Annotated in this window: 10 protein-coding genes; 4 read left to right on the forward strand and 6 right to left on the reverse strand. The window is 70.5% G+C overall.

The features are described 5' to 3' along the window. Nucleotides 1–54: 54 nt before the first annotated feature. Entirely contained in the window at nucleotides 55–3,642 is a 3,588-nt protein-coding gene (gene dnaE, locus IEY17_RS05185) for a DNA polymerase III subunit alpha (RefSeq protein WP_188985973.1), read from the forward strand. Between the two features lie 83 nt (nucleotides 3,643–3,725). Here the strand turns inward: dnaE and IEY17_RS05190 are convergent, their stop codons facing one another. Both IEY17_RS05190 and IEY17_RS05195 read right to left on the reverse strand, forming a co-directional pair. After that, nucleotides 3,726–5,267: a multicopper oxidase family protein gene (locus IEY17_RS05190; RefSeq protein ID WP_188985975.1), complete on the reverse strand. Its 1,542-nt coding sequence runs from the start codon at nucleotides 5,265–5,267 to the stop codon at nucleotides 3,726–3,728. After that, on the reverse strand, nucleotides 5,264–5,674 hold the full coding sequence (locus IEY17_RS05195; protein ID WP_188985977.1) for a hypothetical protein: 411 nt from the start codon (nucleotides 5,672–5,674) through the stop codon (nucleotides 5,264–5,266). Before IEY17_RS05195 ends, IEY17_RS05190 begins: the two co-directional genes overlap by 4 nt. A 124-nt stretch (nucleotides 5,675–5,798) precedes the next feature. On the opposite strand from IEY17_RS05195, the gene IEY17_RS05200 reads away from it, so the two are divergent. Together IEY17_RS05200 and IEY17_RS05205 are read left to right on the forward strand one after the other, a co-directional pair. Next, nucleotides 5,799–6,686: a LysR family transcriptional regulator gene (locus IEY17_RS05200; RefSeq protein WP_188985979.1), complete on the forward strand. Its 888-nt coding sequence runs from the start codon at nucleotides 5,799–5,801 to the stop codon at nucleotides 6,684–6,686. Between the two features lie 95 nt (nucleotides 6,687–6,781). After that, on the forward strand, nucleotides 6,782–7,990 hold the full coding sequence (locus tag IEY17_RS05205; RefSeq protein ID WP_188985981.1) for a cytochrome P450 family protein: 1,209 nt from the start codon (nucleotides 6,782–6,784) through the stop codon (nucleotides 7,988–7,990). Between the two features lie 60 nt (nucleotides 7,991–8,050). Here the strand turns inward: IEY17_RS05205 and IEY17_RS05210 are convergent, their stop codons facing one another. Then, the gene (locus tag IEY17_RS05210; protein ID WP_229679853.1) at nucleotides 8,051–10,042 is read right to left on the reverse strand and encodes an arabinofuranosyltransferase; all 1,992 of its coding nucleotides are present in this window, start codon (nucleotides 10,040–10,042) and stop codon (nucleotides 8,051–8,053) included. Between the two features lie 174 nt (nucleotides 10,043–10,216). Here IEY17_RS05210 and IEY17_RS05215 point away from each other — a divergent pair, with 174 nt between their 5' ends. After that, nucleotides 10,217–10,834 (forward strand): DUF2567 domain-containing protein, encoded by a 618-nt coding sequence (locus IEY17_RS05215; protein ID WP_188985982.1) that lies wholly within the window; start codon nucleotides 10,217–10,219, stop codon nucleotides 10,832–10,834. Nucleotides 10,835–10,896: 62 nt separating this feature from the next. Here IEY17_RS05215 and IEY17_RS05220 read toward each other — a convergent pair whose 3' ends face one another. From IEY17_RS05220 to IEY17_RS05230, 3 genes are all read right to left on the reverse strand, one after another. Further along, nucleotides 10,897–11,850: a DUF8017 domain-containing protein gene (locus IEY17_RS05220; protein WP_188985984.1), complete on the reverse strand. Its 954-nt coding sequence runs from the start codon at nucleotides 11,848–11,850 to the stop codon at nucleotides 10,897–10,899. Nucleotides 11,851–11,912: 62 nt separating this feature from the next. Continuing rightward, entirely contained in the window at nucleotides 11,913–12,587 is a 675-nt protein-coding gene (locus tag IEY17_RS05225) for an LON peptidase substrate-binding domain-containing protein (RefSeq protein WP_188985986.1), read from the reverse strand. 54 nt (nucleotides 12,588–12,641) lie between these two features. After that, entirely contained in the window at nucleotides 12,642–13,292 is a 651-nt protein-coding gene (locus tag IEY17_RS05230; RefSeq protein ID WP_188986298.1) for an NUDIX hydrolase, read from the reverse strand. Between the last annotated feature and the right edge of the window lie 80 nt (nucleotides 13,293–13,372).

Genomic DNA, 13,372 nt, shown 5'->3' on the forward strand with positions numbered 1-13,372 from the left:
CGGGAGTTAGGCTGGCACCTCTCCCACAATCCGCCGCGAAGGAGGACTTCCGCCGTGCCTGTCGACCCCTTCGTCCACCTCCACGTGCACACCGAGTACTCGATGCTCGACGGTGCGGCGAAGGTCGGGGCGTTGTTCGCCGAAGCCGAGCGCCTGGGCATGTCCGCGGTGGGAATGACCGACCACGGCAACATGTTCGGCGCCGACGAGTTCTACCAGCAGGCGAAGAAGACCGGCATCAAGCCGATCATCGGCATCGAGGCGTACCTGGCGCCGGGCAGCCGGTTCCACAAGAAGCCGGTGTTCTGGGGCGAGGCCAAGCAGCGCGGCACCGACGAGTTCGGCGAGGGCGGCGACGTCTCCGGTGGGGGCGCCTACACGCACATGACGATGCTGGCGCGCAACGCCACCGGCCTGCGCAACCTGTTCACCCTCTCCAGCCGGGCCAGCTTCGAGGGCTACTACCGCAAGCCGCGCATGGACCGCGAACTGATCGCCGAGTACGCCGAGGGCATCATCGCCACCACCGGCTGCCCGTCGGGTGAGGTGCAGACCCGCCTGCGGCTGCGGCAGTTCGACGAGGCGCTGCAGGCCGCCGCCGACTACCGGGACATCTTCGGCAAGGACTACTTCTTCCTGGAGCTGATGGACCACGGCCTGCCGATTGAGCGGTCGGTGCGCCAGGGCCTGCTGGAGATCGCCAAGAAGCTGGACCTCAAGCCGCTGGCCACCAACGACAGCCACTACGTCACGATCGACCAGGCCGAGTCGCACGGCGCGCTGCTGTGCGTGCAGTCCGGCAAGACGCTCAGTGACGAGAACCGGTTCAAGTTCGACGGCGACGGCTACTACCTCAAGTCGGCCGAGGAGATGCGCGAGTACTGGGACAAGGAGGTCCCGGGCGCGGCTGACAACACCCTGCTGGTCGCCGACATGGTGGAGTCCTACGAGGACGTCTGGAAGTACCAGGACCGGATGCCGCGCGTCACCGACGGCACCGGCAAGACCGAGCGGGAGCTGCTGGCCGCCGAGATCGAGCAGTACCTGCCCACCCGCTACCCGAACGGGCCGACCGAGGAGTGCCGCCAGCGCATCCAGGTCGAGCTGGACGTGCTGGACAAGAAGGGCTACTGCGCGTACTTCCTGGTCGTCGGCGACCTGACCCGGTGGGCGAAGTCGCAGGGCATCCACGTCGGCCCGGGCCGCGGTTCGGCGGCCGGGTCGCTGCTGGCCTACATCCTGCACATCACCAACCTGGACCCGCTGGAGCACGGGCTGATCTTCGAGCGGTTCCTGAACCCGGAGCGCAACTCCCCGCCGGACATCGACCTCGACTTCGACGACCGGCGCCGCGACGAGGTCCTGCAGTACGCGATCAACAAGTACGGCCGGGACAAGGTGGCGCAGGTCATCACCTTCGGCAAGATCAAGACCAAGGCGGCGATCAAGGACGCCGCCCGGGTTCACCACGGCCAGCCCGGCTTCGCCATCGCCGACAAGATCTCCAAGGCGCTGCCGCCGCCGATCGCGGCCAAGGACATCCCGCTGTCGGGCATCGTGGACCCGCAGCACGAGCGCTATGCCGAGGCCGCCGAGGTCCGCGGACTGATCGAGAACGACCCGACGGTGTCGCAGATCTTCGAGACCGCGCGCGGCCTGGAGGGGCTGATCCGCAACGCCGGTGTGCACGCCTGCGCGGTGATCCTCTCCTCGCAGCCGCTGCTGGGCACGGTGCCGCTGTGGGCACGCGACGACGGCTCGATCATCACCGGCTGGGACTACCCGTCCTGCGAGGCCATCGGCCTGCTGAAGATGGACTTCCTGGGGCTGTCCAACCTCACCATCCTCGGCGACGCGCTGAAGATGGTGAAGGACAACCACGGCGTCGAGATCGACCTGTCCACGTTGGCGCTGGACGACAAGGCCACCTACGAGCTGCTGGCCCGCGGGGAGAGCCTGGGCGTGTTCCAGCTCGAAGGTGGCGGTATGCGGGAACTGCTCAAGCGCATGCAGCCCACCGAGTTCGCCGACATCGTGGCCTGCAACGCGCTGTACCGGCCGGGCCCGATGGAGGTCAACGCGCACAACGACTACGCGGACCGCAAGAACGGCAAGAAACCGGTCGAGCCGATCCACCCCGAGCTGGACGAGCCGCTCAAGGACATCCTGGCCGAGACCTACGGTCTCATCGTCTACCAGGAGCAGATCATGGCCATCGCGCAGAAGGTGGCCGGCTACAGCCTCGGACGAGCGGACATCCTGCGCCGCGCGATGGGTAAGAAGAAGAAGGAGGTCCTGGACCAGGAGTTCGAGGGCTTCCGGGACGGCATGCTGGCGCAGGGCTTCTCCGACGAGGCGATCGAGAAGCTGTGGGCGACGGTGCTGCCGTTCGCCGGTTACGCGTTCAACAAGTCGCACGCGGCCGGGTACGCCCTGGTGGCGTACTGGACGGCGTACCTGAAGGCGAACTACCCGGCCGAGTACATGGCCGCGCTGTTGACCTCCAACGGCGACAACAAGGACAAGATGGCGGTCTACCTCGCCGAGTGCCGCCGGATGGGCGTCAAGGTGCTCTCGCCGGACGTCAACGACTCCAAGGACACCTTCGCCGCGGTCGGTTCGGACATCCGCTTCGGGATGAGTGCGATCCGCAACGTCGGGTCCAACGTGGTGGCCTCCATCGTGAAGACCCGCGAGGAGAAGGGCCGCTACACGTCGTTCACCGACTTCCTGGACAAGTCGGAGATCACCGTCTGCAACAAGCGGGTCATCGAGTCGCTCATCAAGGCCGGGGCGTTCGACTCGTTGGGGCACACCCGGATGTCGTTGGCCCAGCACCACGAGGCGGCGGTGGACGCGGTCATCGGCCTCAAGCGGCAGCAGGCGATGGGCCAGTTCGACCTGTTCGGCGGCGGGGATGACACGGACACGGCAGAATCAGCCTCGCCGCTGGCGCACCTGCAGTTCACGCCGGAGGAGTGGCCGCGCAAGCAGTTGCTGGCCTATGAGCGCGAGATGCTGGGCCTGTACGTCTCGGCGCACCCGCTGGACGGGGCGGAGCGGCTCCTCGCGCCGTACCAGGACACCAGCATCGCCGATCTGGTGGGCGGGGAACGGGACTTCGGCAACGGCAAGGACCAGATCAAGATCGCCGGGATGATCTCGGGAATCCAGCGCCGTATCAACAAGAACGGCCACCCGTGGGCGATCGTCACGCTGGAGGACCTGGATGCCAGCGTGGAGGTGCTGTTCTTCCCGAAGTCCTACGAAATGTTCGCCGACTGCCTGGTGGAGGACACGGCACTGGCCGTCAAGGGCCGGGTCAACGAGCGCGAGGGCACGATCAGCGTGTTCGCCTCGGACGCGGTGCCGGTGGACATCTCGGCGGCGGAGACCGACCCGGGCACCAGCCCGGCGTTCGTGATCAAGGTGCCGGTGGCGCGGGTGGACCAGTCGCTGGTGGCGGAGCTGAAGCGGACCCTGCGGGCGCACGCGGGCACCACCCCGGTGCACCTCAAGCTGCAGAGCCCGCGCGGCACCACGCGACTGGCGCTGTCCAGCGACTTCTTCGTGTCGACGGAGAACGGCCTGCAGGGCGAACTGAAGGGCCTGCTGGGCGCGGGCTGCTTCGAGTCCTACTGAGCGCGGCTGCCACAGCGCGAGAACGCGTGTCTTCGGGGGCGAGGGCATCCTTGACCCGGTGGTGAACGGTGCCGCTCATCCGGTCACACCACGTCGAAGGTGGCCATCATGCCCATGTCCTCGTGTTCGGCGTTGTGGCAGTGGAACACGTAGCGGCCCCGGTAGCCGTCGAAGCGGGTGATCACCTCCACTGCCTCGCCCGGGCCCAGGTCGACGGTGTCCTTCAGGCCGCCGTCGTACGGGCCCGGCTCGCGGCCACCTCGGGCGAGGACCTGGAAGTGCACCAGGTGCAGGTGGATCGGGTGGTGCAGGTCGGTGACGAAGCGCCAGATCTCCACGTCGCCGAGGCGAGGCCGGGCTACCGCGTGCCCGGCGTCGAACGCCCGACCGCTGATCAGCCAGCCGTGCCGGTCGCCGAGCAGGCCGCTGCGGAACGCAAAGTCCCTGGTCACCGTGGCCTGCGCGCGGTCCAGGCGCTCCACTTCGGACAGCCGCGGGGGGATGGCGGTGTCGTCGCGGTCGCGGCGCGCGACGCGGAACCGCATCACGTGGCCCGTCGTGCCGGTGCCGAGCCGGTTGACCAGCGTCACCTCGGTGCCGACCGGGTAGCGCCCGAAGTCGACGACCGCGTCCAGCCGTTCGGCCGGGGCCAACACCAGGCTGCCGTGCGCCACCGGGCGTTCCAGGAGCCCGCCGTCGGAGCCGATCTGCACGAACGCCGGGCCGTCCGGTGGCGGCGGGTCCAGCGCCAGCTCGTAGCGGCGCGCGTTGGAGGCGTTGAGCAGCCGCAGCCGGTGCCGCGTCGCGGAGACCTCGTGGACGGGCCACGGCGCACCGTTGACCAGGATCACGTCGCCCAGCACGCCCCCGGTGTAGGGCTCGGTCACACCCGGGACGCGGGTCAGCGACGGGTCGAGGGACGGGTAGGCGAACGAGCCGTCCGCGGCGAACGCCCGATCGGTGATCAGCAGCGGGATCTCCCGGTCGCCGCGCGGCAGCGGCAGCGCGTCCTCCTCGTCGTCGCGCACGACGGCGAACCCGGCCAGGCCCCGGTACACGGCCGGTCCGGTGAAATCCATCCGGTGGTCGTGGTACCAGAGCAGGGCCGCGCGCTGGTCCAGCGGGAACACGTAGTCCCGGGAGCCGTGCGCGATGCGGGCCGCCGGGTCGTGCCTGCTGTGCCCGCCGGACCAGCCGCGGGTCGGCAGGACCAGGTCGGTCGGGTAGCCGTCGGACTCCGGCGGGGTGCGGCCGCCGTGCAGGTGCACCACGGTCGGCACCGGCAGGTCGTTGCGGTGGTGGACGGTGGTGGTGCGGCCGCGGCGGAGCTCGATGGTGGGGCCGGGAAACGTTCCGTCATAGCCCCAGATCGGCGTACGCACCCCAGGCAGGATCTCGGCTTCGGCTTCCCGGGCGATGAGTTCGTAGCGGTCCGGGGCGACGGGGGCGAGCACGCGCGGTACGCGCAGCGGCACCTGGAACGGCGGCGGCAGGGGCAGGGCGCTGCGCAGCACCGAGCCGGTCGAGGTGTGGGTGGGCAGCAGCCGGGGGCCGCCGAGGCCTGCGGCCAGCAGGAACCCGGCACCGCCGGTCAGGCCGAGGAAGCGGCGGCGACCCAGGCTCATCGGATCACCTCTGTGGCCGGCCGCCACTGCGCCACGAGGGTGCCGAAGGTCAGCGCCACCAGCGCGACGCCCAACGGGATGTGCAGGTCCAGGTCGCTCGCCATACCGGCGGAGTACTGCGCGGTTTCGCCGAGCACGATGAGCAGCGCCACCCCGCTCGGCCAGCGCGCGCCGCGCAGCGCCCACAGCACCAGCGCGGCGGCCAGCTGCACCAGTCCGAGGGAGTAGACGACGTCGGCGCCGACGGCGTGTGCGTGCAGCATGTCGTAGTCGCCGCTGAGGAAAACGCCCGCGAACACCGGTTGGGCGAAGATCGCTACGGCGTGCGCCGTGGCGACCAGGCGCAGCACGAGCAGGGCCGGTCGCGCGCGCCCGCGGGGCGGCGCGGCCGAGGTGGGCAGTGCCATTGCAGTTCTTCCTGGGTAGAGGATTAGGACCGGGGAGCTCCGATCCCGAAGCTAGGACCGTTTTCTCATGACTTCCAAGACCAGTTCTGCGATGTGTTCATGCCTCTCAAGGCATGATGGGGTCGTGGACCTGCTGCCCCTGCGCTACTTCCAGGTCGTCGCCCGCCACGAGCACATCAGCCGGGCCGCGGCCGAACTGCACGTCTCCCAACCCTCGTTGAGCCGCACGATCGCCCGGCTGGAGGCCGAGCTCGGCGTCCCGCTGTTTGACCGGCAGGGCCGCCACGTGCGGCTGAACCGCTTCGGGGCGGCGTTTCTGCGCCGCGTGGACCGGGCCCTCGGCGAGCTCGACGACGCCCGCCGCGAGCTGGCCGACGAGGCCGGGGAGCAGCGCGGCACCGTCGCCGTGGCCTCCGAGACCCTGCTGACGCTCATTGATCCGCTGACCCGGTTCCGCGCCGCTCACCCCGGCATCGACGTGCGGCTTTACCAGTCTTCGGCGGAGGTGATGTGGCAGCGGCTGCGGCGCGGCGAGGTGGATGTGTGCCTGGCCTCCCAACCGGCCGATCCGTCGCTGGAGACCACCGAGGTGCTGCGCGAGGAGGTGCTGCTGGCAGTGCCGCTCGGCCACCGCCTCGCCGGCCGCACGAGCTGCCACGTCGAGGAGCTCGCCGGGGAGCCGTTCATCACCACCAGTCCCGGCTACTGGCAGCGGGACCTGACCGACCGGGTGTTCGCCGCGGCGGGCCTGACGCCGACCATCAGCTTCGAGTGCGACGAGCCCGGGGTCACGGCCTACCTGATCCGCGCCGGGCTGGGCATCGGCCTGATCCCCGAGATGGCGCGCCGGTTGGCGCCGCACGAGCCCATCGCCTACCTGCACCTGCAGGCCCCGACCTGCCACCGTGTGCTGTCGTTCGTGCGGCGCCGCGAGGCGTACCTGTCCGCCGCCGTCCGGGTGTTCCGCGAGCACGTCACCGAATCCCTCCGTGGCGGACGGTCCGCGCGGTGACGCTGAGCCGTTTCTCAGCCGCGTGTGACAGGACGGGCCGAGCGGAGTTCACTGGGATTCGACGGGGGGATGCTCGCCGGACGTAGAGGAATCCGATGACCACCACTGACCTTCCCGTGTTTGACGCGGAGTTCGTGCGGAACCTGTACGAGCGCTACCGGGACCTGCGGGACGCCGGACCGGTCCACCAGATGAGGACCGTGAACGGCCTGCCGGTCTGGGTCATCACGCGGTACGAGGACGCCCGCGCCGCCCTGGCAGATCCCAGGCTGCGCAAGGACTCCTCCCGCGCCCAGGAGCTGGTCGCCGAGAAGGTGCCCGCGGCGGAGGACCGGGGAGTGTTCGCCTCTGAGCTGGTGGCGCACATGCTCAACACGGATCCGCCGGACCACACGCGGTTGCGCAAGCTGGTGGTCAAGGCATTCACCGCGCGGCGGGTGGAGGCGCTGCGGCCACGCGTGGAGGCGATCACCGCCGACCTGCTCGACGCGATGGCCGAGGAGTCCGAAGTGGACCTGCTGGATGCCCTGGCCTTCCCGCTGCCGATCCAGGTGATCTGTGAGCTGCTCGGGGTGGATGAGAGCCGCCGCGACGACTTCCGTGCCTGGACGAACACGTTGCTGGACGGCTCCGACGAGGACGCCTCCCGCATCGCGGGCTTCGCGATGGCCGAGTACCTGGTGGAGCTCATCGCCGCCAAGCGCCGCGAACCGGCCGACGACCTGATCACCGCGCTCATCGACGCCACCGAGGACGAGGACCGGCTCAGCGAGCAGGAACTGATCTCGATGGTGTTCCTGCTGCTGGTGGCGGGGCACGAGACGACGGTCAACCTGATCGGCAACGGGGTGCTGGCCCTGCTGCGCAACCCGGACCAGTGGGCGGCGCTGCGGGCCGACCCGGACCGGGTGGCCGACGCCGTCGAGGAGATGCTGCGGTTCGACGGGCCGGTGATGCACGGGACGTTCCGCTTCACCGCCGAGCCGGTCGAGTACGGCGGGGTGGAGATCCCGGCGGGCGAGATGGTCTGGGTGGGGCTGGCGTCGGCGAACCACGACCCGGAGCGTTTCCCGGACCCCGAGCGGTTCGATATCACCCGCGACGCGCGCGGGCACCTCGCCTTCGGGCACGGCATCCACTTCTGCCTGGGCGCGCAGTTGGCCCGGATGGAGGCGCAGATCGCGTTGCGGGGTCTCATCGAGCGGTTCCCGAACCTCCGCGCGGCGAAGAGCCTCGACGACGTGCAGTGGCGCTACAGCCCCCTCATCCACGGGCTGCGGGAACTTCCCGTGCACCCGCGGTGACGGCGTCGCGCGAGGTGCGCCCGTCACCGGACGGGCGCACCTCGCGCGGGCAGGAGCCCGTCAGCGGCGGACGATGATGGCGTAGGGGCCGACGTCGCGCCTGACGAAGGCCGGGGAGTCGAACACCGCCGGGTAGAAGTACACGTCGTAGTCGCGGACGTTCGGCAGCTGCGGGAACGCGTCGCCCTTGAGCTGCAGCACCAGCTTGCCCGCCTGCTCCGGCGGTACGGCCACAGTGGAGTACGGGCTCGCCGGGTTGCTCAGCACGAACACGTTCGGCGTCTCGAACCGGCTGGTGCGCAGCATCCGCAGCAGCTCGTCGCTGGTCCTCGCCGTGGTCCACCGCTGGATCTCGGCGGCCCGCTCGTCGTAGTCGGCCAGCGGGTTGGCGTAGTGCGGCGTCTCCTGCTGGAAGCCCCAGTAAGGCTGGAACGACATCAGCTTGTAGTCGGTGGTCAGCAGCAGGTTCTGCGTCGGCTGTCGGCCGGTGAGCTCGGCGATCGTGCGGATCTCGTCGTCGGTCCACGACCCCGGTTTGTGGGGGTCCCGGTGCCCCATGGCGTTGTCCCCGGTGGGGTAGTAGTCCGCGTAGGCGCGCTCCACCGAGTCCTGCAGTGCCAGGCCGATCGCGCCCTGGGTGATGGTGATCGCACCGAGCAGGCCCAGGGCGCAGGACACCATGCTGATGCGCAGGGCGTGGCGGCTGTCGAGCTGGCGCCGCAGGTAGCCGATGAGCTCCAGCAACCCGAACACGCCGGCGACGGCGAGCGTGAGATCCAGGATCACGTTCAGCCGGAACGCCAGCAGCGTCGTCCTGGCCATCAGCGCCAGCGTGGAGAGCACGAACCAGACGTAGACGGCGATGACGATGGTGAGCATCGAGGCGGCGACCTCGTTGCGGCGGCAGCGCACCAGCAGCCACACCAGTCCGGCCAGGCACAGCACCCCGAAGGTGGTGGCCTGCATCATCGGGACCGGCAGGAACGCGCTGTCCTCCGGCAGGTAGTGCTGGGCCGCACTGCGCGGGTTGTCCAGCAGGAAGCTGGTCGCAAGCAGGTACGGCAGCCACACCAGCAGCGCCAGCACCAGGCTGACGAGGCCGATCGGCACCAGCCGCAGGAACAACTGCTTCGCGGTCGGCCCCGGCGGCTGGCCCTGGTGCACCCGGAAGGCGCCGATGAGGACGGCCATGGTCACCACCATCAGCACCGCGAAGGCGAAGTGCAGGGTGTAGGTGACGGCCGCGAAACCGACGTAGCAGCCGATGCAGATCAGCGTCCACCGTGGAGCGTGCTGCTGGCGGCGCAACGCGTGCCAGCACAGCACCGCGACCGGGGTGAGCCACGCGGCCGACGGCCACGCGTAGGGCTCCTCGATGCCGTGCAGCATCCCGGCCAGGGCGGTCGCCAGCGCGGCGAGCAGCGCCAACCGCCGCCGCACCACCACGCTCCACAACGTGAACGCCACCACGGTGGTGACCGCCACCCAGGTCAGCGCGTACGGCTTGTACGCCGCCCAGCCCTCCCAGCCGATGAGGTTGGCGAACCGGCCGCCCAGCCAGAACCAGCCGCCCGGGTAGTACGGCGCGGTGTGCGCGTAGTTCATGTCCGCCAGGCCCGGCGTGCTGGCCATCCGGGTCATGTACTGCATCCGGAACCCGTTGTCCACAGAGGACCCGCCGTAGTAGAACCTGGTGGACTGCAACGGGATTGCCAGCGCGAGTGTGCTGAACGCGCTCAACGCCACCCAGGTGCCCAGCAGTCGCGTCCAGCGCGGCGAGCGGCGGTGCCCGAAGGCCAGCAGAAGGAACAGTGCGGTCAGCACCAGGGCGCTGCCCACCGAGGCCAGCGCCTCCGGTGCGAAGCTGGGTTCGCTGATGCCCAGCCGGGCGACGGCGAACTGCAGCAGCAGACTCACCACCGCGGCCACGACCGCACACAGGAGCAGTTCCACAACCGCGCCGCGCAACGGCAGCCGGACGGCCGAATCCCGCCGCGGTTCGTCGATCGGGCTCGGTCCGGTCAACAGGGGGCTCGGCAGGATTCCCGCCACTTCACGCGTCCTTCGGCGTAGCTGACAGGGGGGCTCGCGCAGGATAGTTGATGTGCGCCGTGAGCCCCGCCATCGGGTGATACGGAGGCGGCGCCGCGGAGCGCTAGGGTGGCGCGGCAGGACGGCCGCGTTGCGTCACCGCGGTGTGAGGAAGGCCGAGGAGGAGGTCGGCGGGTGACTGACAGGCCGGTGGAGTCCAGCGGCACGGGCGCCGCCCCGCAGTGGATCGCGCCCGCGAGCGGCCCCGAGGAGATGCCGCTGCTGATGCCGACCGCGCCGGTGCCCCGCGTGGTGGTCAGAGCCGACCTGCTGCCCGCGGTGAGCGTGGTGTCGCTCCTCGCGCTGCTCGGCCTGCCGATCGGCTGGGTGTGGTCGCGGCTGGCGCCGCCGCAGCAGAGCGTGCTGGGGGAGAACGGGAAGCTGACCCCGCTGCTGGTGGAGAGCTACCACGAGTTCGACGCGATCGCGATCTTCGTTCTGCTGGGGTTCGCGGCGGGGCTGCTGACCTCGGCGGTGCTGTGGCTGGTACGCGGTCGCCGCGGACCGGTCCTGCTGCTGGCCGGGGTGCTGGGTTCGCTGCTCGCCTCGTGGCTGGGGGTGCGGACGGGGGCGTCGTTGGCCGCCGGGCTGTACGCGATGCCGCCGCAGGCGAAGCCGGGCGACCTGATCGCGGTGGCACCGCAGGTGCGCACCTACTGGGTCCTGCTGGCCCAACCGCTGGCGGTGGCCCTCGGCTACGGCATCGCGGCTTCCTGGAACGGCCTCGACGACCTCGGCCGCCGCCTCCGCTGACCCCGCGCGGTGCGGAGCACCGTGGCGACGGTGCCCCGCACCGCGCGAGCTCTCCGGTGCGGTCAGTTCGGGGCGGGGCGGAAGGAGCCGCTGATCCGCTTCATCGCGTCGATCGGGATCGCGTCGGGAATGTTCTGGTCGGCCGCCGCCAGGAACACCACCGAGCCCTGCCCGTCGCTGTTGGTGGCCAGCACGCTCACGTACGCCGAGGTCGGGTCGCACGGTCCCGGCGCCGCCAGGGTGATCTGCGCCGACGCCAGCACCGCGGGCAGGCCGCCGTTGAGCTGGACGTGTTCCGGTGGGTTCGGCACCACCATCGGCGGGCGGCCGTCGCGCGTGTAGGCGTGCTGGATGAACTTCTGCAGCGTCTGGTCGGCCACCGTCTGGTCGTCCGGCCCCTTGCGCGCGGTGGCCCCCGTGATCGCCCGGTAGCTGCGCGGATCACCGGGGCAGAAGCCCTCCTGGTACACGGCCACCCCGGTCATGGTGACCGGGTCGTCCGGCGGGCCGATGCCGTGGATGTTGTCCGGGGTGTCCAGCGTCCAGTCCATCGGCACGTCGTAGACCGCGCCGCGCCTGGGCACCCGCACCACCTGCCAGCCCGGCACCACCGGCGTCAGGTCGGGGTTGGCCGCCGTCGGTGCGGCGCTGGTGGTGGTGCGCGGCGACGTGCTGGGGCGGGCGGTCGTGGTCGTCGGCGGGGTGGTCTGTGCCTGCGGCTGGTCCTCGCCGGTGGTGAGCACGATGATCGTGGTGACGATCGCGATCACGGTGACCGCGACGAGGGAGATCGCCGCGATCAGCGGCCCGCGCCGCCTGGGCGGCTGGACCTCGGGGAACCCGCCGCCCGCACCGGGGTACGGCGGCTGCTGCGCGGGTTGGGAGAACGCGCCGAAACCCTGGTACCGCATGGGCTGTCCGGGTGCGCCGTGGCTCCCGCCGAGGGGTTGCCCGGTCAGCGGGTCGTACTGCTGCCCGTACTGGTTGGAACCCCAGTGACCACCAGGTGACGACATGCGGCGATCTTATGGGAAGGACGTTGCCCGGTGAGCGCCGCCGGGCGGATCCGCCGGTGCCTTCAGTTCACGCTGGCATGCTGGGCGAACTCGGTCAGCGGGGCCGGGATGGCCCGGAGTTCGCGAAGGAACGAGGCTTCGCGCAGCAGGAGCCTGCGGACGTGCCGCAGCCGCAGCAGCGGGTCGGTTTCGGCGAGCAGGTCCTGCCGGTCCTGCACGGTGAGCACGCAGTCGTCCGCGAGCTGGTAGGACAGCGCCGCGAGGTCCCCGGTGGGCATCTTGCGCCGGCTGCCGCGCAGCCCCGTGCTGTGGTAGCGCTGGTGGGCCGCCTGCGCGGCGGCGACCAGTCGCTCGCGCCGCGCCGGTGAGTCGTTGTCCGGCTCGGTGTCGGGGAGCCACTCGACGCGGGCCATCAGGTACGGCGCCGCGTGCCGGTCGATCTGCAGCAGCCGGAACCGCCGCTCGCCCCGGGCACTGACGTCATAGCGCCCGCCGGGCAGCTGTCGCACCTGGTCCAGCAGCGCCGTGCAGCCGACGTCGTACATCGAGTCGATGTTGTCCTCGCCAACCTCCCAGCCCTGCCGGATGGCGACCACGCCGAACCGGCGTTCCGGCACCACCTCGCCGATCAGGTCCACCACCAGCTGCCGGTAGCGCGGCTCGAAGATGTGCAGCGACAGGTGGCCGCCCGGCAGCAGCACCGAGCCGAGCGGGAACAGCGGCAGCGTCTCCGTCACGGTCCCCAACCTACTGCGCCGATCGCGTGGCGGCAGCCCGGTGATCGCGCCGGTTCAGCTCGGCGGGCGGAACACCGCGAACGGATCGGTGACCTGCAGGTCGCGCGAGGTGAACTGGAACAGCGCGGGCGGGCGGCCCCCGGACGGCCCGGCGGGCACGGTGCGCCCGGTGGGTTCGAGCACACCGCGCCGGGACAGCACGCGCTGCAGGTTGGTGGCCGCGACCTGGTAGCCCAGCGCCGCGGAGTAGATGCGGCGCAGCTCGGAGATGGTGAACTCGGCGGGGGCCAGCGCGAACCCGATGTTGGTGTAGGACAGCTTGGCGCGCAGCCGGTCGCGCGCGGCCAGCACGATCAGTTCGTGGTCGAAGGCGGTCAGCGGCAGCTCGTCCACCGGGTGCCAGCGGGTGTCGGTGGGCACCTCGGGGTCGATGTCGGAGGGCACCAGGCCGAGGAACGCGGTGGCGATCACCCGACGGCCGGGCACCCGATCGGGGGAGCTGAACACGGAGAGTTGTTCGACGTGCGACAGCTTGTGCACGTCGACCTTCTCGGCCAGCTGCCGCCGGATGGAACTCTCCACGTCCTCGGTGCGGGCCAGCCGCCCGCCGGGCAGGGCCCATCGGTGCAGGTGGGGTTCCTGGGCCCGTTGCCAGAGCAGTACCCGCAGCCGGTCGTCGCGGACCTGGAGCACCCCGGCCAGCACTTCGTGACCCAGGTCCTCGTCACCCGAAGGGGTTGCGGTGTTAGGATGTGCCACGTTTTCGATTCTAAGGCGAAAACCTC

This window comes from Saccharopolyspora thermophila (assembly GCF_014646075.1).
Classification (GTDB): domain Bacteria; phylum Actinomycetota; class Actinomycetes; order Mycobacteriales; family Pseudonocardiaceae; genus Saccharopolyspora; species Saccharopolyspora thermophila.